Raw genomic sequence first — 23,796 nt, forward strand, 5'->3', positions numbered from 1 at the left:
ACAGATATTATTTTTATCAAAATAGTTTGAATACTAATTATATCTGTGCTACCTAGAGATCATGAACAATGATCTCGACACGCGCAGACGTTTGACCAGTCAGCTTTTTTCCGCCGCGCGCCTGTGGCGCCGGACGATCGATGTGGCTCTTGCCGAGCATGGAATTTCCGAGGCCTGTGCTTCGCCTCTGGTGTGGATCGGCCGGTTAGGGGGCGGTATTCGCCAGATCACTCTTGCCGAACATGTCGGCATCGAAGGGCCTTCGCTGGTGCGGCTGCTCGATCAGCTTGAAGCCTCGGGAATGGTCATACGCAAGGACGATCCCACCGACAGACGAGCCAAGGGCCTGTGGCTGACGCCGCAAGGCACGCGCATGGCGGCGCGGATAGAGGCTGTGCTGGACGACGAACGGGCAGGGGCCTTTGAGGGGATTTCCCAGGCGGATCTTGAAACGACCCTGCGCGTTTTAATGGAGTTTCAGCAACGCTGCGTCGATCTGCGGGCGAGCCGGGACAAGAAGGACTAGGGGCAATGGTCGCACCAACCTGGAGAGATTGGGTGTTTTCCGGCAAGGCTTTCGCGGCTGCCGTGCTGGCCCTTTATCTTGCTCTGATGTTTGATCTCTCGCGGCCCTATTGGGCTGTTTCGGCAGTCTATATCGTTTCCAATCCCTTTGCGGGCGCCACCAAATCCAAGGCGCTGTACCGTGTGCTTGGCACATTGCTGGGTGCAAGTGCTGCGGTTTTGTTTGTGCCGGTCTTCGTCAATGCGCCGGAGCTTTTATCCCTGGTCGTGGCGCTCTGGACCGGAACACTGTTGTTTTTGTCGATGCTGGACCGTTCGGCGCGTGCCTATGTTTTCATGCTGGCCGGTTACACGCTGCCGCTGATCGCTCTACCCAGTGTCAGTGACCCCGGTGGCGTCTTCGATATGGCGTTGGCGCGGTCGGAGGAAATCACGCTCGGCATTCTCTGCGCCACGCTCGTTAATCAGGTGGTGTTTCCCTCCAGTATCGGGCGACTGTTCAGTGATCGGATTAATGTCTGGCTGGCCGATGCTGGTGCCTGGGCAGAAGATATCTTGCGCGGCGAAGGTGCAATACCGTCCACCCCGCTGAAACGCCAGCAATTGGCCTCTGACGTGTCCAGTCTTGACCTGATGATCAGTCAGCTGAGTTACGATCCGGGAACCAAGGATGTGGTTGGTCAGGCGCGGGAGCTTCGCGGTCGGCTTTTGATGCTGCTGCCGGTGTTTTCGTCGCTGGCAGACCGGTTGCATGCTGTCAAACAGCAATCCGGTCTGGATGACACCCTCATCGCCCTTCTCAATGATATCGCCGATTGGTTCAAACTGGGTGGTGGCGTCGAGACGGAAAAGGCTGGCGCCAGCCTGCTGGCTCGGATCGATGCCCTGCAGAAGCAGGATAAGCCGCATGGCTGGGACGATCTCGTTCTGTCGAGCCTGCTGACCCGGCTGAAGGATGTCGTCGAACTCTGGCAGGATTGCCTGACGCTGCGTGATCACATCGCCAGCGGCGGCCATGCGGCGGAGACTTTGCCGCTCCTGCACACCAGACGTATCCTGACAGGCTCCCGGCATTTCGACCATGCACTGCTGGCCATGAAAGTGGCCGTCGTGGTGGTGGGCATTCTGTTGGCCTGCGCATTCTGGATTGCCAGCGGCTGGAGCCAGGGCGCGAGTTTCGTTTCCATGGTCGCGGTGTCCTGTTCGTTTTTTGCCGCCCAGGACCGGCCAGCGCCGATGATCCGCAAAATGCTGATCTGGACGGCGCTGTCGATTGTCGTGGCTTTCGTCTATCTCTTTGCCATTCTCCCGGCTGTGACCTCTTTTGAAATGCTGGTGCTGTCGCTGGCACCGATGTTCCTGTTCATCGGCTTGAAGATGAGCAACCCGCAAATGGGCATGTTTTTCATGCTGCTGGCGGTCAACAGCGCCACGCTGATCGCCATTCAGGATCAGTATTCCGCCGATCTGACCAGCTTTGCCAATGGCGGACTGGCAACCCTGCTCGGCATCGGTTTTGCCCAACTCTGGGTCACCGTCGCCCAGCCTTTCGGGGCTGAACTGGCGGCCCGGCGGTTGATGAAGTCGGGATGGCGGGATCTTGCCGATACGGCTTCCGGATCGCGATCGGGAGATGTCGACCGCCTTTCCAGCCGCAGTCTCGACCGGCTTGGGCAGCTTGTCCCCCGGTTGGCGGCGTTGAATGTGCGCGATCTCGGTGATGTCGATGGCTTTGCCGATGTCCGGCTTGGCTTCAATGTCGTGACGCTACAACAGCAGCGGCCATCGCTTGGGCGTGAAAGCGGCAGGCTCATCTCGGATGTGCTGGCTGGCATTGCAGACCACTACCGGCGTCGGCTGAAGCGGGGTGGTTCAGGGCCGGCGCAGCCACAATTGCAGGACACTATCGACCGGGCGCTCGAGACGGTCATGCGCAACGAGGGTGATGGCGGGCGTCGGGTCACCGACGCGCTGGTTGGCCTCAGGCGCGTGCTGTTTGGTCAATCGCCACCGCCAGGCCTGTCCACACCGTCCGAGCCCCGCCAACTTTCTTTCGCAGCAGAGTAACGTCAATGCCGACTGAATTCGATATTTATGGCGTCTATATCCCGCGCCTTTTCGTGGTGATGCTGATCGCCTTGCTGATCAGCATGGTGATCCGCAAGCTGCTGGCCTGGATGGGTGCCTATGGGCTCATCTGGCATCGTGGCCTTTTCGATGTTGCGCTCTTTGTCCTGCTGACGGCAGGTCTTTCCTTTCTAACACGCTGGTTTGTCTCATGACGATGTTGAAGTCTCTTGGTAGGGTCACTGTCACCCTGGTTGTCGTTGTTGCCGCGCTTTTTGCCGGCTATCACCTTTGGGTCTATTATATGGAAGAGCCATGGACGCGCGACGGGCGGGTTCGGGCCGATGTCGCCCAGATTGCCCCTGATGTCACCGGCCCCGTCAGCGACGTGCTGGCGAAGGACAACCAAACAGTCCGTAAGGGTGATGTTCTGTTCCGGGTCGATGCGAAACGGTTCGAACTGGCGCTGGAGCAGGCCCAGGCCGATCTCGATCAGGCGAAATCCTCGCTGGATGAGGCTGTCCGCGAAAGCCAACGTGAAGAGCGGCTTGGCGATTCCGCTTCGGCCCAGGCGCGCGACAAGGCGGTGTCTGCTCAGGAGCAGGCCCAGGCTTCCTATAACAAAGCCCTTGCCAGCCGCGACGTTGCCAAGCTGGATCTGGATCGCACTGAAGTCAAATCCACGGTGAACGGCACGGTGAGCAATTTCTCTCTTCAGGTCGGCGATTTCGTCAATAGGGGCACGGCCACGGTGGCTGTCGTCAACACCGATACCTTGCGGGTCGAGGCCTATTTCGAGGAAAGCAAATTGCAGCGCATTCATGAAGGCGACCGGGCGTCGGTGCGGATCATGGGACAGAAAACCGTGCTGACTGGCCGGGTAGAAAGCATGGCGACCGGCATCCAGGATCGCGAGCGCGATTCAAGCTCCGGCCTTCTGGTCAATATCACCCCGACATTCAACTGGGTCCGGCTGGCGCAGCGCGTGCCGGTGCGCATTCATCTCGAAAATGTCCCTGATGGTACAAGGCTGATCTCGGGCCTGACGGCGACAGTGGACATCCAACCGGAAGCGCAGGCTGAACGGAAGTAAAGATCCTGCATAATTCCTTCAACCGATTCCGGTTTACGTAAGTATGCAGTAAGCCACAGCGATCCCTGATATCTCAGGCCCCGGCATGTATTGCCGGGGCTGATATGCTAATGACGGCAAGCCTGATGCTTGCCTGTCGTGATGCTAACTGAACCACAAAACCTTAGATATCGGCGATGAATGCCTGTTTCTGGGTGCCGAGACCTTCAATGCCCAGTTCAACCACATCGCCAGCTTTCAGGAAGCGTGGTGGTTTCATGCCCAGGCCGACGCCCGGTGGCGTGCCGGTGGAAATCACATCGCCGGGATGCAGGCTCATGAATTGGCTGAGATAGGACACGAGAAAGGCGACGCCGTAGACCATGGTCTTGGAGGAGCCGTCCTGCATGGTCTCACCATTGACGGTCAGCCACATTTTCAGGTTCTGCGGATCGGCGATCTCGTCCTTGGTGACCAGCCAAGGACCGATCGGGCCGAATGTGTCGCAGGATTTGCCCTTGGTCCATTGACCGGCTCGTTCGGTCTGGAAGGCGCGCTCTGAGACGTCATGGGAAACGCAGTAACCAGCGACATAGTCCATGGCCTCTGCCTCGGACACATATTTTGCCGTCTTGCCGATGACGACGCCAAGTTCGACTTCCCAATCGGTTTTTTCCGAGCCGCGCGGGATCAATACCTCGTCATTGGGACCGCAAATCGCTGAGGTCGCCTTCATGAAGATGACCGGTTCGGGCGGGACGGTTGCCCCGGTTTCTGCGGCATGGTCGGAATAGTTGAGGCCAATGCAGATGAACTTGCCAGTGCCGGAGACGCAGGCGCCGATCCGGCTGGGCGCAAGTTCCGGCAGCGTCGCGGGATTAAGCGCTGCCAGTTGCGACAGTCCTTCCGGCGAAATCGCCGCACCGCCGATATCGGTTACATGGGCGGAGAGATCGCGGATCTTGCCATTGCTATCGAGAAGGGCTGGCTTTTCCTGGCCAATCGGGCCAACGCGCATCAGTTTCATCGGGTATTTCCTTTCATATTTCTAGGCACTTAGGCTGAAATTTAAGGCAAACTCTAAATCGACCAGCCGCCATCGATGGCATAGGCCTGTCCAGTCGTATAAGTGGCGCCGGCCAGATAGACGGCAAGATCGGCGATCTCTTCCGGGGTGCCGATCCGTCCGATGGGCTGGCGGGCGATGAAGGCGGCGCGGGCCGCTTCATAATCGCCTTGCGCCTTCAGCCTGTCCTGAAGCGAAGGGCTTTCCACCGTGCCGGGGCAAATCGCATTGCAGCGGATGCCCTGGGCGACATATTCGGCGGAGACGGATTTGGTCAGGCCGATCACGGCGGCCTTGGTGATGGAATAGGCGCAGCGGTTGGCGACACCTTTCACGCTGGAGGCGACCGAAGACATGTTGATGATCGCGCCATCGCCTTTTTCGATCATCGCAGGCAGCACGGCGCGGATGGTGCGCACCATCGCATGCACATTGAGGTCGAAGGCAAAGTCCAGTTCCTCGTCCTTCATATCGAGGACCGAGCCGGCATGGACGAAACCGGCGCAGTTGAACAGCACGTCGAAGGAGCCGGTTTCGGCAATCACCGCCTTGACCTCGTCGTCCTTCAACACGTTCAACCGGCGTGTAGTGATGCCGGCCTCCGCTTCCAGGCTGGCCAGCGCCTGCTCATTGATGTCAGTGGCGACGACCGTGGCGCCAGCGCGGGCAAAGGCCAGCGCGCTGGCCCTGCCTATGCCCTGGCCAGCGGCTGTTATCAGCACTTTTTTATGAGCAAGAGACGACGACATTGGGTTTTCCTCCTGATTTGGGCAGCCGTTCTGCAGCCGACGCGATGGGGATTTTGACGGGTGAATCGCTCGTCTTCCTCTCGACGCCGCTGGATTATTACACAATTTCCGTCCTGGACCTCTTTTGTTTCAAGGAGAAATTGTGGTGTATATATAATGCATTACGGGGAGCGTGCGATGAACTATAGGTCGCTGGCCGGTGTACGGTCAAGCTTACTTGGTGAGCGGATCTGACGGACATCTGAGGCATTCGTTCAGCCGCTGATCCAGGTCGCGGGCGAGTGTTTCGGCGTTGCGGCCAATCACAATGCTCTGGTGATTGCCGCGCATGTCGATCCACTCCGCTCCCGGCAGAAAGGCCTCCCATATGCTCTTCGGATCGCAATCGATCGGTGATCCGCCAAGTGCCCGATAGAATGTCAAAGGCCCAGTATAAAGTTTTGGTCGGTAGAGTCCCTTCATTCTCAGAAGCTGACGAGCCATTCGATCATAGCCGGGAGGGTAATTGCCGATCCATTGCGGCGCCATTGTCGGATAGTCGGGGTCGCGGGGATCGTGGAAGCGAAACAGAAACGGGCGGAAATAGGTGGCGATGCCAGCGGCGCGGGCGGTCATTTCTCTCCACTGATTTCTGATGGAGAGACCTCCTTCATTTCCGGTTTGCCGGGGTGGCGGTATGGCGGTCGGGTCAAGCCGGGGCTTTGCGGTCTTCAGCCGCCGCGTCAAGCGTTTCAGCATGAATCGCAACCAGATGGATAGAGGCCAGTTATACTCACTTTGGGGTGTGTCGATCAGGCCCAGAAAGGCAACCTCCTCGCCAGTATTTTTTATGGCTCTCGCCAGTTCAAGCGCCAAAACCCCGCCGAAGGAATAGCCCATCAAGCAATAGGGACCGGGAATGCCAGCATCTTTCAGGGCGGTGAGACAGGTGCGAATTTCATCCTCGACCACAGCCGGGTCACGACTGCTATTATCGAAGGGCGTCAGGGACATGCCGAGAATTCGGCCCGGAAAGTGCAAGCGCTGAATGAAGTCCTGTATTTCCAGAAAACAGCTCAAGCCTCCAGCAAAGACGATCAATGTCTTGTCTGCGCAACCCTTCCTGATTTCGATGATTTTTGGCAGGCTCAAATAGGAGCCATTTTCGATGGCACGGGCAAGCGCCTGCGGGCTTGGCCAGAGATAGAAACTGTTGACATCCAGCTCTATCGAGGTCTCCCGCCAGAAACGGTCAATGATGCGCAAGGCCCTGTTGATGGTCAGACCGTCTTCCAGCAGATTGTCGTCGGGCGACACGGCACGTTTCAATTCCTGGCGACAGAGATCAACCAGCAATGCCGTGAGATTCATACGAACAGCCCGTTGCTGGCCCAAATCGTCTTCATTTACGATCCCCGCAGACATGATCTCCATATCCATCGCCCTTAGGTGGAGAGGATAGTGAGGACAATCACGACGAAGCCAAGAGGCCTCATCATGGTCTATCTACGACATTATGCCGTTAATGAGAACGGATTTCACCAAAAAAGTCAGGCGACGTGGTGTGGTGGTTTAATTTTGCGGCAGGGGGGCCTCGGCGAATGGTCCGCCCAGCAGTGGACCAATGATCTCGCTTTCGCGGCCCTGGTCCATTGGCGCGTCCTGTGAGCGGTCCTGTGCTTTCCAGCCGAGTTTGTCGGCATCGCTGCTCACCATGCAGCCGCGATCGTTATCGGAGACGCCGTAAACCATCAGACAGCCGAGCGTTTCGACCTTGAAGGCGCGGTCGACCAGACGGGTCAGATCATCGGCACTGATCCAAGTGGTGAGCATGCGGGGGCTGCGAACGGTGTCGAAGCAGGAGCCGATGCGCACTGAGACCGATTGAATGCCGCATTTGTCGTGATAGGTGCGGGCCAGCAGCTCACCATAGGCCTTGGACAGGCCGTAGAAACTGTCGGGCAGCATTGGCGCGGTCTCATCGATTGGCGCGCCGAACGGGTGCAAGCCGACGACATGGTAGGAACTGGCCAGCACCACGCGCGGGACGCCAAGGCGCCTTGCGGCTTCGAATATGTGATAGGTGCCGCGAATATTGGCATTGAGCACGGTTTCGAACGATGCCTCATTGGCCATGCCGCCGAGATGGATGACGCCATCAACACCTTGCATGACACCGCAGATCGCATCGAAATTGCCGAGATCGGCACCTTTGATGCCCCGGGCCGCATCGTCATGCAGGTCGCTCAACACCAGCTCATAGCCAAGTGCAGCAAGGCGGGGCGCAAGCGTGGTGCCGATATTGCCGGCGGCGCCGGTGATCAGAAGACGGGTCATAAAATACTCCTTGCCTAGAGCATGTCTCAGGCCTCAAGCGATATAGCGGTCCGGTTTGCGCCCGGCCACCGGCAGATCGACGGCAAAGATCCGGCCTGCGAACTCATTGCCCTTACCGCCCGGTTTCAGGCTGGTGATGAAAGCCGTCCTGAAATCTGGACCGCCAAAGGTGATGTTGGTGGGATTGGTGGTCGGCACATGGATGACCATATCGGGACGGCCTTTGGGATCGAGCCGCAAGACCCGGCCACTGTCGGAGGCGGCGATCCAGTAGCCGTCATCCTCATCCACCGTTGCACCGTCCGGGCGTCCCCCAAACTCGGAAAGATTGGCGAAAAGCTGCGGTTTTTCCATGGGCATGCCATCGGCGTCGAGCGTCATCGTCCAGACTTTGGCGACACTCGGATGGCTGTCGGAGACATAGAGTCGCCTGCCGTCAGATGAGAAAGCAAGGCCGTTCAGAGTACGAAAGCCGTCGCGCACCACCCGGATCTGGCCTTTGTCGAGGCAAAACAGCCTGCCAAGCTGCGGACTATTCGGCTCGATACTGCCGCACCAGAAACGGCCTGACGGATCGGCAATGCCATCATTCATACGAGTTCCGGGCATGTGTGTGCCGGGTGAGGCCGTGAAAGGGGCATGCAGCAAGTCCCGCTTCAGCCGGTCGCCATCCAGTGACAGATATTCGAACCCAAGCGAAGTTCCGGCAATGAAGCCGCTATCCGTTGGCGCGATGGAGGCGAGCGCGCCGTCCAGTGTCCAGCGTTTCAGGCTCGCATCTTGCGGATTAAAGCGCAGCAGGCCGCCGGCCTCGATATCGCAATACCAAAGCGCATCCTCATGCCATTGCGGGCTTTCCGCGACGGTAACGGCGGGAATTTCGAGCGGTTCAGCCGTAAATTCCTTCATTGCAACTCCAGCGCCTGCGGCATGATTAAAGGCTTGCGTCGTCTCGACATGTCGGGCTGCGGCACCGAGGCGATCAGCTTTTGGGTATAGGGATGCTGTGGCCGCAGGCAGATGTCATCGGCATCGCCCATTTCGACGATCTTGCCCTTTTGCATCACCGCCACCCGATCGCAGAAATATCGCACCACGGTAATGTCATGGCTGATGAAGATGAAGCTGATGCCAAGCTCGGCGCGCAATTCCGCCAGCAAATCAAGCACCTGATGGCGCAGCGATACATCCAGCGCCGAGGTCGGCTCATCGGCGATGATCAGCCGTGGATTGGGCGCGATGGCGCGGGCGATGGAAATGCGCTGACGCTGGCCACCGGAAAAGGCATGCGGATAGCGGTTGATGGCATTGGTTGGCAAGCCAACGCGGTCGAGCAGATATTCCACCCGCTCACGCATCTGGGTGGTGGTCAGGCCCATCATCCGCATCGGCTCGGCGATGGTTTCAAACACCGTCATGCGTGGATTGAGCGAAGAATGTGGGTCCTGAAACACCATGCGCATTTCCGTATAGAGATGACGCATGGTGTTGCGCGATGCTTTGGCGATGTCAACATCTTGACCCTTGGCATCGGCATAATGCACATGGCCAGCCGTGGGCTTGTAGATTTGCAGCATGGTGCGGCCAAGCGTGGTCTTGCCCGATCCGCTTTCCCCGACGATTCCAAGCGTTTCGCCGGGCGCCAGCGTCAGGCTGACCCCGTCGATGGCCTTGACGCCGAATGTCTGCTTCACCCCCCAGCGGCGGCGCGAGCCGAATTGCAGTTCGAGATCGGAAACCTCCATCAGTGGCTTGGCGGCGGCGGGAAGCGTGCGGCGCGGCAAAGGTGTTTCCAGCTTCAGCACGGCACCCAGAAGCGCTGCGGTATAGGCGGCGGCGGGACGGCGCAGAACCTGTTCGGCCAGGCCTTCCTCGACCTTTTCTCCCCGATACATCACCATCACCCGGTCAGCGATCTCAGCCACCACGCCGATGTCGTGGGTAATGAACAGCACGGCCATGCCGCGCTCGCGCTGAAGCGAGACGATCAGGTCGAGAATTTCGGCCTGGGTGGTAACGTCGAGCGCCGTTGTCGGCTCATCGGCAATCAACAGGCGCGGATTGCAGGACAGAGCCATGGCGATCATGGCGCGTTGGCGCATGCCGCCGGAATATTCGAAAGGATAGCGGTCGATGGCCGTTTCCGGATCGGGAATCCGCACCTGGCGCAACAGATCGATGGCACGGGCGCGCGCCTGCGCCTTGTCCATTTTTTCATGCAGCAGGATCGCTTCGATGATCTGCTCGCCAATCCGATGCACCGGTGACAGCGACGTCATCGGCTCCTGGAAGATCATCGCGATCTGGCCACCCCGGATCGATTGCATGTCCGGGCTGGAAGATTTGAGCTTGGCGATGTCGCGGTCGGCCTTGCCGTTTTCGCCCGCAAGCAGGATCTCACCGGATGTCAGCCGACCGGGATCGGCCAGCAGCTTCAGGATGGCGCGGGCTGTGACGCTTTTGCCCGAGCCGCTTTCGCCCAACACGCAAAGGGTTTCACCTTCATAGACATCGAAGGAAACATTGCGGACAGCCTGGATCACCTGGCGATGCACGGGAAATTCGACGCTGAGGTTCTTGACCTGCAAGAGGGGCTTTACGTTCGATGTCATGGAGTTACCTCACGCATAGGGATCGGCTGCATCGCGCAGGCCGTCGCCAAGGAAGTTCAGGCTGAGCACCGCGATCACCACAGCCACGCCGGGCGCGAGCAGCCAGGGGGCCTGGGTCAGCGCCCGCAGGTTCTGGGCATCCTGAAGCAGCACGCCCCAGCTGACGATGGGCGGTTGCAGGCCAAGGCCGAGGAAGCTCAGCGATGTCTCGGCAAGGATCATTGTCGGGATTGCCAGTGTGACGGCGGCGATAATGTGGCTGGTGAAGGAGGGCATCATATGACGTCCGATCACTCGCATTTCACTGGCACCATCCAGCCTTGCGGCGGTAACGAAATCCTCGGTGCGCAAGGACAGGAAGCGGCCACGCACCACACGGGCCATTTCGGTCCAGCCGATCAGCGAGAGAATGACCAGGATAACGAAATAGACCTTGAGCGACGACCAATCCTTCGGCATGGCGGCGGCAAGGCCTAGCCACAGCGGAATGGTCGGGATAGAGCGGATAAACTCGATGGTGCGCTGGATGACACTATCGATGATGCCGCCGAAATAGCCGGATATGCCGCCTAGGATCAGACCGATCACCAGGCTGAGAAACACACCGATCAGGCCGATCGACATGGAAATCCGCGTGCCATAAATGACGCGCGACAGGAGATCACGGCCAAGCCGGTCGGCACCCAGAATATAGAAAGGCTTGGTGTGATCGAGCGGGCCGATGAAGTGCAGATTGGTGGTGAACAGGCCCCACATGTCATAGCTTTCGCCGCGGGCAAAAAACTCGATGGGGATGATCGCATTGTCATCCACCTGGAAAACCCGGGTGAAGGATTTCGGATCGACGACATTCTTATAGCCCTTCACATGCGGCAGGAATTTGTCATCGTGAAACAGGCTGATCGGCTGTGGTGGTGCGAATGTATATTGCGGCTTGAAGGTCGTCGGCAGGGTTGGCGACAGGAATTCTGCAAAAATCGCCAGGAAATAGATTGCCGCCGTGGCGATCAGGCCTATCATCGCCAGCTTGTGGCGGCGGAACTTGAACCACATCAACGCCCATTGCGAGGAGACCACCATGCGGTCGCCGGTCGTCTGGTTGTCGAGCAGGGGTTCGTTCGGGGCGCCAGTCCCCGGTGCGGCGTGGGGCAGGGGAGAAGATGTCACGGTCATGTCAGACGAATCCTTGGATCGACGATGGCAAGCAGGATGTCGGACAGCAGCGTGCCGACCAGGACCAGGCCACCGGTCATCAGCAGGAAGGCACCAGCCAGGTACATGTCCTGGGATTTCAGCGCCTGCAAAAGAAGAGGTCCGGCGGTGGGCAGGTTCATCACGGTGGACACGATCAACTCGCCGGAAATCAGGGTCGGCAATACCCAGCCGACGGTGGAAATGAACGGATTGATGGCAACGCGCACCGGATACCGCAGGATCGCCCGCCGTTCCGGCAATCCCTTGGCAAGGGCCGCTTCCACATAGGGCTTGCGCAATTCGTCAAGCAGATTGGCGCGCATGACGCGGATCAGCGCAGCCGTGCCGCTGGCGCCCAGGATGATCACCGGAATCCAGACATGCTTGAGAAAATCCCCGATCCGGGCCAACGACCAGGGAGCATTGGCGAATTCCGGCGAGAACAGCCCGCCGACACTCTGGCCGAAGTGAATGGTCGCCACATACATCAAGAGGATGGCCAGCAGAAAATTCGGGATCGCCATGCCGATAAAGCCCAGCAGGGTGAAGAGGTAGTCGCCCGGAGAATATTTGCGCACGGCGGAATAGATGCCGATGGGCAGGGCCGTCAGCCAGACGAACATCAGGGTGATGAAAGCGACCAGCGCCGTCATCCCCATCCGCTGCATCACCAATTGGCTGACAGGCTGGTTCCACTCGAAGGAATAGCCGAAATCGCCATGCATCACGCCGCCGATCCAGTGGACATATTGCAGCACGACCGGCTCGCCGATGCCATAGCGCTGGCGCAGGGTCTCCAACTGGGCAGGAGACATGGTGTCGCCGGTCTCAGCCGCCTGCGCGGCCAGCGTCGAGACGAAATCGCCAGGCGGCAACTGGATCACCACGAAGGTCAGAAGCGAAATGGCAAACATCGCGGGGATCATACCCAGCACGCGCAATGTGATGAACCGTAACATCGACGATCCTTTCCGGGGTCTTAAATTCCTGTCCATGGACGTGGGCAGGGAGGATAAGGGGTGACCAAAAGCGGGGTCTTCGGGGCGCCGGACGAGGGACGCAAGGTTGGGCAAGCGCCACGCGGACGGCGCCCCGAAGTCGGGAGGAGCTCTCTTAGTTCTGGATGAACCATTGCTCGGTATTGCTGGGCGCCGGGCTTGGATAGACCCAGGAGGTCGGCGCATTGTTCATTACGTTGTGCAGGTTCTTGGCCTTGACGGCGAAGCCCGCCGGCGGTGTCGAAATTGCAATCGTGTAGAACTGGTCGGCGGCAATATCGAGAATCTGCTGGAACAGCGCCGTCTGCTTGGTCTGGTCGGTGGTGGACTTGATCTGGTTATAGAGATCCCACTGTTTCTTGACCGGCTCCGGTGGCTCTTCTCCGCCTTGCATCTTCAGATAAGCCTTGCCCCAGGCGACGGCATAGTTGGATTCAATCGAGACCGGCATATAGAGGCGCGGATCAAGCAGGGCATCGACGCCATATCCTTCGCCGGTCCACAGTGCCACGTCATGGTCGTTGTTGTTCTTGACCTCGTAGAACCGCGTGCGGTCCATCGACTGGAAGCGCGCATCGACGCCAACGGCCTGCCAGTAGCGAATAACCAGTTCGGCAACATCGCCCCAGTTGGACAGCGCCGCAGGCGTGATGACGGTAAAGGTCAGGCGCTTGCCGTCAGGACGAAGCCGGAAGCCATCGGCATCCTTCTTGTCGAGGCCAATACTGTCGAGCAGCTTGTTGGCCTTGTCAGGGTCGTAATCGAGATATTGATGCGCCAGCCGGTCATTGGCGTAGAGCGTGTTTTCGTTTGGCGCTACCTGTTTGGGCTGCGTCAGGCCCAGATAGATCGCATCGATGACCGATTTGCGGTCAATGGCGATGCTCATCGCCACCCGGAAATCCTTGTTGCCGAAGATCTTGCGCATCTCCGGGTCCTTGTGGGTCATGTTGAAGGCAAAGGAGGTATCCGCGCCCTGACCGGTAATCCGGTCGATCAACTCGTAACCACCCTTGTCCGCGCCTTCGTTCAACACCGGACGGTTCTGGTTCACGCCGATATGGCGTTCCTGATAGTTGATCTTGCCGGCAATCGCCGCCAGAAGCACGGTCTGCACATCCGAATTGACGCTGTAGCGGGCGCCATCGAGATAAGGCAGCTGATTGCCCGCAGGGTCGACCTTCCAGTAATAGGGATTGCGCTCAAACGTCACCTGGGTGGCACCGGACACATAGGGGTCCTTGATCTTCCAGGGGCCGAGCACGGGCATGTCAGGATTGCGCCAGCGCTGGACCTGCTCGATTTCCAATCCGCATTTGTTGGTCAGATGTTCGATCCAGCTGGCGTCGCCGGCATCCTTCGCCAGCTTTTCGGCATCTGGATTGAACTTCGGCATGAACTGGCCGCAATATTGCTTCGACATCAGCGTCAATTGCGTGCCGAACACGCCCGCGACATTCATGAGGAACAGGCCGTTCGGGCCGGAGAATTTGATGGTGACGCTGGTCGGGCTGTTGACGGTCGCTACCGGCAGTTTGCCACCCACCAGCATCCAGGCGGGTTTAGCCGGAAACAGCTTGTCGTCGGGAAGCACGTCATTGACCATGAAGGCGATGTCTTCAGCGGTGAAATCCATGCCGTTCGACCATTTCATGCCCTTGCGCAATTCGAAGGTGAAGGTCGTGGCATCATCGCTGGCTTTGTAGGAGGTCGCGACATTGGGAATGATTTTGCCTGACCATTCCCGGTCCCAGGCCATCAGCGGTTCGTAGCCGGTTAGCTTGGCCAGCGCGTTGCGGTCATTGCCGCCCACCAATCCGCCGGTCTGGTAGCCGCCATAGACGCCGACCCGGTCCACCATGTCCTCGACGCGCGGATTTTCCGGCAGGCGTTTTTCGACCGGTGGCAATTTGCCGTCCTTGACCAGCGCATCAAGCTGCGGCGCCTGATGGTAGTCCTGGGCAATCGCCATGACCGGCATGCCCACCAATGCGGCAAGCGCCACTGTGGCAAGCAGTTTTCTGGTCTTCATCGTGTTTTTCCTCCCGAAAAGATAGATTTTATGATGGGCAGAAGTCGCTTTGCTGCATTCGCCAGCCGAAAAGAACAGACGCTCCCGGGTCTATTCTTTTCGTCCGTTGTTTCTCACTGCTTCCAGGGCTCGATCAGCCCGGCCAGAATATCCACTTCTTGTGAGGTCAAATCCGTCAGGGGCGGGCGCACCGAACCGGCGGCAAAGCCCTGAAGGCGAACGCCAGCCTTGATGGCCGCGACCGCATAGCCCTTCTGGCGGCTGCGCAAGTCCATGAAGGGGAAGAAGAACCGATTGAGGATGCTTTCGCAGGTCGCCCGGTCGCCAGCGCGCAGTCCCTTATAAAAATCGCAGGCCAGTTGCGGCACAAAATTGAAGACGGCTGACGAATAGGTGGAGAAACCGGCGCCCAGATAGGCCTCGGCAAACAATTCCGCCGTTGGCATGCCGCCGATATAGGTGAGGCGGTCGCCCAGCGTCGCGGTTATGCGGCGCACCAGGCCGAGTTCCCCTGTGCCATCCTTGAAGCCGATCAGATTGGGGCAATCGTCGGCCAGGCGCTGGATGGTTTCAGTTTGAAGCACGCAATTGTCGCGGTTGTAGACGGTGACACCAAAGCCAACCGCATCGCAGACGGCCTTGACATGGGCATAGAGGCCTGCCTGCGGCGCATCGATCAGATATTGTGGCAGCAGAAGAATGCCATCGCCGCCGGCTTTTTCGATGCCCTTGGCAATTTCGACGGCAACCCTTGTGCCACCGCCGCAGCCGCCGACGATAGGCACGCCATTCGATGCCGCCTTGGCGGTGGCAACGATGCCAGGAATCTCATCCGGCGACAGCGAGAACATTTCGCCGGTGCCGCCAGCGGCAAACAGCACCGTCGCGTCATAGCCAGACAGCCAGTCGATATGCGCGCCATAGACATCCGGGTTGAACTCGCCCTTGTCATCGAAAGGGGTGACGGGAAAGGACAGCAAGCCTGCGCCCAGTGCACGTTTCAGTTCATTCGGTTCCATGGTCCGCCTCTCCTGCGTTCAACTGCTCCGTGCCACACGATCTTCTTCGCGAAAGACTTGAACGGGCACCTATCCTCGTGCTTTATAATGACTGCAACCGAGTCATATCATGATTTCCAGCGAAGTCATATTATGATTTAAAATACCTGTCCAGTCGAATTCCGTTCAATATCTGCCCAAAACCCGAATTGTCCCTTTATGGAGATTTCCATGGCCAAAGCCCCATCGCCGAGTGAAGCACAGCGCAAGCCAAGGCTGGCCGAAAGCGTCATCGAAGCCTTGCGTGCCGATATTGTTGGCGGACGGCTGGCGCTTGGCACGCAATTGCCGACCGAACCGGGGCTGATCGAGCGCTTCGGGGTCAGCCGCACGGTGATCCGCGAGGCCTTGGCCGAGCTTCGGGCTGCTGGCCTTGTCGATGCCCGCCAGGGCAAGGGCGTGTTTGTCGTCGATGACCTGCCAGGACAGGAAATGCGCCTCAGTACGGAGGAGCAGCGCAGCATTCCGAGAACCCTGGAAATGCTGGAATTCAGGGTGGCAATCGAGACGGAAGCCGCTGCGCTGGCCGCCGTGCGCCGCTCTTCGGCACAAGAATATGAGATCCGGGCGGCCAATGAGGTGATGGCGGATCTTGTCGCCGAAAAAGCGCCGACCTCCAAGGCGGATTTCGATTTTCATCTGGCCATCGCCCGGGCCACCAATAACAGCTATTATCTGAGCGCCATGCAAAGCTTTGGCCCGCAGGCCATTCCACGCTCCAACCTGCCCAACCTCGCATCTTCACGCAGCGAAACCTATCTTTCGCAAGTGGTGGAGGAACATGGCCGGATTGCCGACGCCATTTCCGGTCAGGACCCGCAGGGTGCGCGCGCCGCCATGCGCGAGCATATCGAGAAATCCCAGGAGCGGCATCGGGCGCTGGCCCGGAATCTGCGCAAGGAGGGTGGCTGAGGCGCATTGATGTTTGCGCTTCTCCTTTCCCATCCTCTATTGTCTTGGCATTGCGTCGCAAAATAATCAAAAGGCAGGTTTTATGACCAGAGAGATACTCATCCGCAATGCGTCCGATTATGCGCTTGGCGGCAAGCTGACGGATGATCTGGCCCGACTTATCGCGCGCCGCTCGGTCAGCCAGTCGGAAGGCAAGCCGGAGGATCTGCAAGCCTATCTGGTGGAGGATATTCAGCCGCTGCTGTCGTCCCTGGGCTTTGCCACGGAGATTTTCGCCAATCCGCGAGAGAATGGCGCACCGCTTTTGATCGCCAGCCTGATTGAGGACGCCAGCCTGCCGACCGTGCTGATTTATGGGCATGGCGATGTCTGTAATGGCGAGGCGCATCGCTGGCGCGACGGGCTCGAACCCTTCGTGCTGCATCAGGAGGGGGATAAGCTTTACGGGCGCGGCACGGCGGATAACAAGATCCAGCATCTCATCAATATCAAGGCGCTGGAACTGATTTTGAAAGAGAAGGGTAAGCTCGGCTTCAACGTCAAGATCATCCTGGAAATGGCCGAGGAAACCGGCTCCTACGGTTTGCGTGAGTTTTTCCAAGCCAAGCGCGAAGCGCTTGCCGCCGATGTGCTGATCGCATCCGATGGGCCGCGATTGGCTGCCGATACGCCGACCATGTTCATGGGTTCACGCGGCGGCTTTGCCTTCAACCTCAACGTTACCTTGCGCGACGGTGATCACCATTCCGGCAATTTCGGCGGCTTGCTGGCCGATCCGGCGATCATTCTGGCCCATGCCATTGCCACGATTGTCGATAGGCGCGGCCAGATCCAGATCCCGGAATGGCTGCCGACCAGCCTTACCCCGGAAATTCGCGCAGCTCTCAAGGACCTGCCGCCTCGCAAGCATGACGCGAACTGGGGCCAGGCGGATCTGACGCCGTCCGAGCGGGTCTTCGGCTGGAATTCCATGGCGGTTCTGGCCATATCCTCGGGCAATATCAACGCACCGCAAAATGCCATTGCCGGATCGGCACGTGCCACCTGCCAGTCTGCGTTTCGTGGTGGGAACGGATATGGAGGGCATTCTGCCCGCTTTACGACGACATCTCGATGCCCATGGGTTTCCCATGGTGGCCGTGGAGCCAGCCCGAGGCGAGGCTTTCCGCGCCACCCGGTTTTCCCCCGATCATCCTTGGGTGCGGTTTGTCGAGCAATCCATAGCCCGCACCAGCGGCAAGCCGGTGCATGTCCTGCCCAATCTGGCGGGCTCGCTGCCCAATGACGCCTTTACCGACATTCTCGGCCTGCCGACCATCTGGATTCCCCATTCCCATGCCGAATGCGGCCAGCACGGACCGAACGAGCACGCTCTTCTGTCGATTGCCGAAGAGGGCATGCGGGTGATGACCGGTCTATTTCTGGATATTGGCGAACAGGGTGCCTCGCTGAAAGCCATTTGAGACTTTGGCATCTGTTGATTGCATCAGGAATTCTGATATTCATTCGTGAAACACCTTGTTTTCGGATGAATATCAGCCAATGAGCAGAAATTTCCTTGTGATCGACCCCGAAGACGGCATGGCAGTTCTGAAAGGGCTGGCTTCGCCATTGCGGATCGGAATGCTCAAGCTGTTGCATGAAAAAGGCGCGATGAATGTCAATGACATCGCCGCCGAACTGTCACTGCCACAATCCACCGTCTCCACCAATCTTCAGGTTCTGGAGGATGCGGGGCTGATCCGCACGGAGAGCCAGAAGGCCCGCAAGGGCAGCCAGAAAATCTGTTATCCGACCGCCGAAGAGGTGCTGGTCGTCTTCAAGAGCGAGCGGCGCAAGATCGATGCCCATGCCATCGAAGTCGCGATGCCGATCGGGCTTTATACCAGCTATGAGGTGACGGCACCCTGCGGTCTCTGTTCGCCCGAAGGCATCATCGGCTTGCTTGATGTGCCCAATACCTTTCTTGATCCGGAACGGATGAAAGCCGGGCTGATCTGGTTCACCAGAGGCTATGTTGAATATCAATTCCCCAACAATGCCAAGCTATCCGGCAGCGCGATCCGCGAAATCGAGATTGCCATGGAGCTGAGCTCTGAAGTACCCGGAACCAGTGCCGATTGGCCATCCGACATCACCTTGTCGATCAATGGTACGGATGTCGGCACATGGACCTCTCCCGGCGATTTCGGTGACAAACGCGGTGTTTATACGCCCGACTGGTGGAAGCTGAAGGGCTCGCAATATGGCAAGCTGAAGAATTGGCGAATTTCGTCAGAGGGCACGTTCGTTGATGGTGTCAAGATTTCGGCCATCGATCTCAATGCTATCGATCTGCTGGCACACCACTCTATCCGGGTGCGGATCGGTGTGCGCGACGATGCGCGGCATCCCGGTGGGATCAACATTTTCGGACGCGGATTTGGCAATTACGATCAGGATATCGTGCTCCGTATCCGGACCGAATGAATATCAGCTTTGGTGATTGATAGGTTCCGGGCGCGACTGCCGTCCGTCATGCCCTTGTCACATTGTTGTCATTGAGGATTTGCTGTGTTGCAGCATTGATTTCCACGTCTATCGGGTCGTTTTTCAGCTTGACGCCTTCCTAAAATCGCTATTTTATATCCAACAAGATGGTGTAAATCATCATATTGGATATATATAGGGAGGATGACATGAAGGCGACCGTTCTGGCGCATGCCGATTATAGCATTGCGGAGATTGATCCACGGCTCTACGGCTCCTTCATAGAGCATCTGGGCCGGGCGGTTTACACCGGTATTTATGAGCCCGAGCACCCAAGCGCCGATGAAAACGGCATGCGCCGCGATGTCATCGATCTGGTGCGGGAGTTGAATGTACCGATCGTGCGCTATCCCGGCGGCAATTTCGTTTCCGCCTATAATTGGGAAGACGGCATTGGCCCTAGGGATCAGCGCCCGGTTCGCCTCGATCTCGCCTGGCACACGTCCGAAAGCAACGAGGTTGGTCTTCACGAGTTTGCCGATTGGTGCGACTCCGTCGGCACGGAGATGATGCTGGCCGTCAATCTCGGATCGCGCGGGCTGGATGAAGCGCGCAATTTCCTGGAATACGCCAATCATGCCGGCGGCAGCTATTGGAGCGATCTGCGTATCAGCAATGGCAGGCCGCAGCCTTTCGATGTGAAGCTCTGGTGCCTGGGCAATGAGATGGATGGGCCTTGGCAGATCGGCCACAAATCCGCAGATGAATATGGTCGCCTTGCCCATGAAACCGCCAAGGCCATGCGGGCTTTTGACAAATCGCTGGAACTGGTGGTCTGCGGCTCGTCCAATGCCAAAATGCCGACCTATCCGCAGTGGGAAGCAACCGTTCTCGATCATACCTATAATGAGGTCGATTACATTTCCTTGCATATGTATTTCGACAACAAGGCGGGCGATACGCCCAATTATCTGGCCCAGAACAAGAAGCTCGATGATTATATCGTCTCGGTGGCTGGGGTTATCGATTTCATAAAGGCCAAGAAACGGTCTTCCAAGGACGTCTATATTTCTTTCGATGAGTGGAATGTCTGGTATCATTCCAACGAGCAGGACAAGGCAATTCTCCAGGGTAATGACGGCTGGCCCTTTGCGCCGCCATTGCTGGAGGACATCTATAATTTCGAAGATGTGTTGCAGGTCGGGTTGATCATCAACACCTTCATCCGCCGCTCCAATGTGGTGCGCATCGCCTGCCTGGCGCAATTGGTCAATGTGATCGCGCCAATCATGACGGCGCCGGGCGGTCCGGCCTGGCGACAGACGATTTTCTATCCGTTCCTGTTCGCCTCGGTGCATGGCCGTGGCACGGCGCTGGATCTGCGGGTAAAAAGCCCGACCTATACGGCGTCTGCGGTTGGTGAGGTCGACAGTCTCGACATTGCCGCCGTGCATGACACGGCGGATGGCTCGATTGCTTTCTTCATCGTCAATCGCTCAGAGGCGGCCATCGAAACCACATTTGATTTGCAGGGGTTTGGCACGGCGCCGTCTATCGCCGATTATCAGGTGATGACCCATGCCGATTTGAAGGCGGTCAATACGCAGGAGCGGATGACGGAGGTGGTGCCACGTCCCGGCGAGGGGCTGGTTATCGATGGCACAAGCCTGACGGCGTCGTTTCCGGCGCTGTCCTACCAGATGATCCGGGTGAAGGTTTGAAGCATTTCCAGCCAAAGTCTATCGCGGCTTTGGCGGAGGGAAATGCTCTGGCGGAACGGAATAATTCCTGACCTTGCGACGCCTTGGAGGAGGATAGCGATGACGGCACAGATCGAAATCAGCAATGTCAGCAAGACCTACGGTGCCATGACCGTGCTGGATGGCTTGTCGCTGTCCATTCCGGCCCACGAATTCGTGGTCTTCCTTGGCCCGTCCGGCTGCGGAAAATCGACTTTGCTGCGGATGATCGCCGGGCTTGAAAGCGTTGATGAAGGCGAAATCAGCATCAATGGCGAGCGGATTGACGGACTGCCCCCCGGTCAACGTGACGTGGCCATGGTGTTTCAATCCTATGCGCTTTATCCGCACATGACCGTGCGCCAGAATATGGCCTTCGGGCTTGAGAATATTCAGGTCTCCAAGTCGGTCATCGATGCGCGCATTGCCGAAGCGGCGCGGATGCTGGAAATCGATCACCTGCTGGAGCGAAAGCCGGGGCAGCTTTCCGGCGGACAGCGCCAGCGCGTGGCGATTGGCCGGGCAGTGGTAAAGGAGCCCAAAGCCTTTCTATTCGATGAGCCACTGTCCAATCTGGATGCGGCGTTGCGCACCCGGACCCGTATCGAGTTGGCGCAATTGCATCAGCGGTTGCGCTCGACGATGATTTTCGTCACCCACGATCAGACCGAAGCCATGACGCTGGCCGACAGGATCGTGGTGATGAACAACCGCCGCATCGAGCAGATTGGCACGCCGATGCAGATCTATGAGCGCCCGGCAACCCGCTTTGTGGCGGGCTTCGTCGGAGCACCGGCGATGAATTTTCTCGATGTCACCGGTTTTGCTCCCGGCAGATCCGGGATGGTCGCCACCTGCGGCCAGAGCCTGCGCATCGAAACCCATATCGATCCGGCAAATGCCGCGTCGGCTGTGACGCTCGGTATTCGCGCCGAGGCGGTTCACGTTACGCCGCCTGAGGATGGCGATGTCGATGGCACTATCGATGTGCTGGAGCGTCTGGGTGATCGAACGCTGATCTATACACGATTGGCGGACGGGCAGAGTGTGGTGGCCGCAACGGCGGGTCAGACGCGCCTGAAAATCGGCGATCGCATTGGCCTTGGTTTTGACGGTGAAAAAGCCCATCTGTTCGATGCGGATGGCACCGCCCGGCATGCGGAGGCGCTCTCCGATGGCTGACCGCTCTTCTGTCCATCCGGGTGTGAGCCTGCGCCGCCGTTCGGCCCCTGCGTCGATGAGCATCCATGCTCCGCGCTGGAGCCATGCATTATTTGTGGCGCCTTACCTGGCATTTTTCACCACGCTTCTGGTTTTTCCGCTGCTCTGGGGCATTTGGCTGAGTTTTCATAAGGCCGATATGTTTTCGAGCGGGCGGTTTGTCGGCTTTGATAATTATCTGCGGCTGTTTCGCGATACCGTTTTCATCCAGTCGATCTGGAATACATTCTATTTCGTGGCATTGACGGTGCCGACGCTGGCGGTGCTCGGGCTTTTTCTAGCGCTCGCGCTCAACCGGCAGACGCGGACGGCGGCAGTTCTGCGAACCCTGTTCTTCGCGTCCTCGGTCTTGTCCGTCACCATCGTCACGCTGGTCTGGCGGATCGTGTTCATTCCGCAAGTCGGCTTGCTCGCCACCATTTTCAGTTGGTTTGGCGCAACGGCGCCCGCCGCCCTGTCCGATCCGGATCTGGCGATGATCGCGATTGCCATCGCCACCGTCTGGTGGTGCCTTGGCCTGCCGATGATGCTGTTTTTGTCGGCCTTGCAGCAGATCCCCGGCGATATCTATGAGGCGGCGGCGCTTGATAATGCCAGCCGTTGGCGGACGCTGACGGCCATTACCCTGCCATCCATCAAGCGCACCTTCCTTCTGGTGGTCGTCATTCAGATTGTCTTGCAATTCCAGCTGTTTGGTCAGGCGCTGTTGATGACGCGGGGCGGGCCGAACAATGCCACCAGACCCATCGTTCTCTATATCTATGAGGTCACTTTCCGCCGCTGGGATCTCGGTCTCGGGGCCGCAGCCTCCGAAATCCTCTTCATTCTGATCCTGCTGGCCGCCATGGCGCAATATCTGATCACCAGACGCAAGGGAGATGCGGCATGAGCGGCTTTTCCTCCTCTCACAACAGGCTTGGCGACCGGATCGTTCTTGGGCTGGTCGTGCTGTTATCGCTCGTGATGCTTTTGCCGATACTCTGGGTGATCGGATTGTCGCTGAAGGAAAACAGTGTGCTGATGGCCGACCCCAATTCGGTGTTTCATCCGCCCTATATCATCAGCAACTATCTCAATATAATCCAGACATCCTCGGTGTTTCGCTGGATTCTCAACAGCCTGATCGTCTCCATCAGCCTGACCATCGGTACGCTGATCCTGTCGTCGCTGGCTGGCTACGGCTTTGCCCGGCTGAATTTTCCGGGCCGAGACGTGCTGTTCGTGATCGTTCTGTTCGGGCTCGCGGTGCCGGAACAGGCGGTTCTGGTTGCCCGCCACCAGATTTTCAGCATGTTGAGCCTGCACAATACCTATCCGGGCCTTGTGCTACCCGGCCTATCCAGCGCTTTCGGCGTTTTTCTGATGACGCAATATTTCCGGGCCATCCCGCACGATCTGGATGAGGCGGCCCTGCTGGACAATGCTAGTCGCTTTCGGATCTTCTGGAAGGTGCTTTTGCCTCTGACACTGCCCGCCCAGGCGACGCTTGGCATTTTCACGTTCCTGGCGTCCTGGAACGACTATTTCTGGCCGCTGATTTCCGCCTCCAGGAAGGACATGTATACGCTGACGGTCGGCCTTGCCTCGACCCAGACCAATTTCGGCCAGTCCGAAGGTCTCGGCTTCCTGATGGCGCAGGCGGTGTTTGCTGGAGCGCCTATCCTTATCATCTATCTGTTTTTCCAGAAATATATCGTCACGGCGGTGTCGGGGGCAGCCGTTCGCTAGAGCATCGGACCGAAAAGTGGGAACCGGTTTTCGGAAAA

The 23,796-nt window shown here is 58.3% G+C and carries 20 protein-coding genes and 1 pseudogene; 11 read left to right on the top strand and 10 right to left on the bottom strand.

Annotated features, from left to right (window positions below; translation table 11 throughout):
- Positions 1-61 precede the first annotated feature (61 nt).
- The 4 genes from V6582_RS25675 to V6582_RS25690 are packed head-to-tail and all read left to right on the top strand — an operon-like array spanning position 62 to position 3,685.
- The gene (locus V6582_RS25675; protein ID WP_156632436.1) at positions 62-526 is read left to right on the top strand and encodes a MarR family winged helix-turn-helix transcriptional regulator; all 465 of its coding nucleotides are present in this window, start codon (positions 62-64) and stop codon (positions 524-526) included.
- Between the two features lie 5 nt (positions 527-531).
- Positions 532-2,592, top strand: coding sequence for an FUSC family protein (locus tag V6582_RS25680; RefSeq protein WP_156632435.1), 2,061 nt, complete (start codon positions 532-534; stop codon positions 2,590-2,592).
- A 5-nt stretch (positions 2,593-2,597) separates the two neighbouring features.
- Positions 2,598-2,807 (top strand): DUF1656 domain-containing protein, encoded by a 210-nt coding sequence (locus tag V6582_RS25685; RefSeq protein ID WP_070147578.1) that lies wholly within the window; start codon positions 2,598-2,600, stop codon positions 2,805-2,807.
- A complete protein-coding gene (locus V6582_RS25690; RefSeq protein WP_156632434.1) occupies positions 2,804-3,685 on the top strand; it encodes an efflux RND transporter periplasmic adaptor subunit in 882 nt (293 codons plus the stop codon). The genes V6582_RS25685 and V6582_RS25690 overlap by 4 nt, the downstream gene beginning before the upstream one ends.
- A 163-nt stretch (positions 3,686-3,848) precedes the next feature.
- On the opposite strand, the gene V6582_RS25695 is transcribed toward V6582_RS25690, so the two are convergent.
- From V6582_RS25695 to kdgD, 10 genes are all read right to left on the bottom strand, one after another.
- Positions 3,849-4,691: a fumarylacetoacetate hydrolase family protein gene (locus V6582_RS25695; RefSeq protein WP_156632433.1), complete on the bottom strand. Its 843-nt coding sequence runs from the start codon at positions 4,689-4,691 to the stop codon at positions 3,849-3,851.
- Positions 4,692-4,744: 53 nt separating this feature from the next.
- Complete coding sequence (locus V6582_RS25700) at positions 4,745-5,479, bottom strand: SDR family oxidoreductase (RefSeq protein ID WP_156632432.1); 735 nt, start codon at positions 5,477-5,479, stop codon at positions 4,745-4,747.
- A 213-nt stretch (positions 5,480-5,692) separates the two neighbouring features.
- Entirely contained in the window at positions 5,693-6,829 is a 1,137-nt protein-coding gene (locus V6582_RS25705) for an alpha/beta fold hydrolase (protein WP_156632431.1), read from the bottom strand.
- Between the two features lie 201 nt (positions 6,830-7,030).
- Positions 7,031-7,795 (bottom strand): NAD-dependent epimerase/dehydratase family protein, encoded by a 765-nt coding sequence (locus V6582_RS25710; RefSeq protein WP_156632430.1) that lies wholly within the window; start codon positions 7,793-7,795, stop codon positions 7,031-7,033.
- Positions 7,796-7,828: 33 nt separating this feature from the next.
- The gene (locus V6582_RS25715; protein WP_156632429.1) at positions 7,829-8,704 is read right to left on the bottom strand and encodes an SMP-30/gluconolactonase/LRE family protein; all 876 of its coding nucleotides are present in this window, start codon (positions 8,702-8,704) and stop codon (positions 7,829-7,831) included.
- Positions 8,701-10,407 (bottom strand): ABC transporter ATP-binding protein, encoded by a 1,707-nt coding sequence (locus V6582_RS25720; protein WP_156632428.1) that lies wholly within the window; start codon positions 10,405-10,407, stop codon positions 8,701-8,703. The genes V6582_RS25715 and V6582_RS25720 overlap by 4 nt, the downstream gene beginning before the upstream one ends.
- Before the next feature lie 9 nt (positions 10,408-10,416).
- Entirely contained in the window at positions 10,417-11,580 is a 1,164-nt protein-coding gene (locus tag V6582_RS25725; protein ID WP_156632427.1) for an ABC transporter permease, read from the bottom strand.
- Positions 11,577-12,560: an ABC transporter permease gene (locus V6582_RS25730; protein ID WP_012654022.1), complete on the bottom strand. Its 984-nt coding sequence runs from the start codon at positions 12,558-12,560 to the stop codon at positions 11,577-11,579. The genes V6582_RS25725 and V6582_RS25730 overlap by 4 nt, the downstream gene beginning before the upstream one ends.
- A gap of 154 nt (positions 12,561-12,714) precedes the next feature.
- Entirely contained in the window at positions 12,715-14,631 is a 1,917-nt protein-coding gene (locus V6582_RS25735; RefSeq protein ID WP_156632426.1) for an ABC transporter substrate-binding protein, read from the bottom strand.
- A gap of 113 nt (positions 14,632-14,744) precedes the next feature.
- Positions 14,745-15,650: a 5-dehydro-4-deoxyglucarate dehydratase gene (gene kdgD / locus V6582_RS25740; protein ID WP_156632425.1), complete on the bottom strand. Its 906-nt coding sequence runs from the start codon at positions 15,648-15,650 to the stop codon at positions 14,745-14,747.
- Positions 15,651-15,860: 210 nt separating this feature from the next.
- Between kdgD and V6582_RS25745 the strand changes: the two genes are divergently transcribed.
- From V6582_RS25745 to V6582_RS25775, 7 genes and pseudogenes are all read left to right on the top strand, one after another.
- Complete coding sequence (locus V6582_RS25745) at positions 15,861-16,601, top strand: FadR/GntR family transcriptional regulator (RefSeq protein ID WP_156632424.1); 741 nt, start codon at positions 15,861-15,863, stop codon at positions 16,599-16,601.
- 82 nt (positions 16,602-16,683) lie between these two features.
- Positions 16,684-18,064: pseudogene (locus V6582_RS25750) on the top strand (M20 family metallopeptidase).
- Between the two features lie 79 nt (positions 18,065-18,143).
- Positions 18,144-19,070, top strand: coding sequence for an ArsR/SmtB family transcription factor (locus V6582_RS25755; protein WP_156632422.1), 927 nt, complete (start codon positions 18,144-18,146; stop codon positions 19,068-19,070).
- A 209-nt stretch (positions 19,071-19,279) separates the two neighbouring features.
- On the top strand, positions 19,280-20,791 hold the full coding sequence (locus tag V6582_RS25760) for an alpha-N-arabinofuranosidase (RefSeq protein WP_156632421.1): 1,512 nt from the start codon (positions 19,280-19,282) through the stop codon (positions 20,789-20,791).
- Positions 20,792-20,890: 99 nt separating this feature from the next.
- On the top strand, positions 20,891-21,991 hold the full coding sequence (locus V6582_RS25765) for an ABC transporter ATP-binding protein (protein ID WP_156632420.1): 1,101 nt from the start codon (positions 20,891-20,893) through the stop codon (positions 21,989-21,991).
- Entirely contained in the window at positions 21,984-22,919 is a 936-nt protein-coding gene (locus tag V6582_RS25770) for a carbohydrate ABC transporter permease (RefSeq protein WP_156632419.1), read from the top strand. The genes V6582_RS25765 and V6582_RS25770 overlap by 8 nt, the downstream gene beginning before the upstream one ends.
- Entirely contained in the window at positions 22,916-23,758 is an 843-nt protein-coding gene (locus V6582_RS25775; RefSeq protein ID WP_156632418.1) for a carbohydrate ABC transporter permease, read from the top strand. Before V6582_RS25770 ends, V6582_RS25775 begins: the two co-directional genes overlap by 4 nt.
- Positions 23,759-23,796 lie beyond the last annotated feature (38 nt).

It is taken from the genome of Agrobacterium vitis, from assembly GCF_037039395.1.
Lineage (GTDB): Bacteria > Pseudomonadota > Alphaproteobacteria > Rhizobiales > Rhizobiaceae > Allorhizobium > Allorhizobium vitis_E.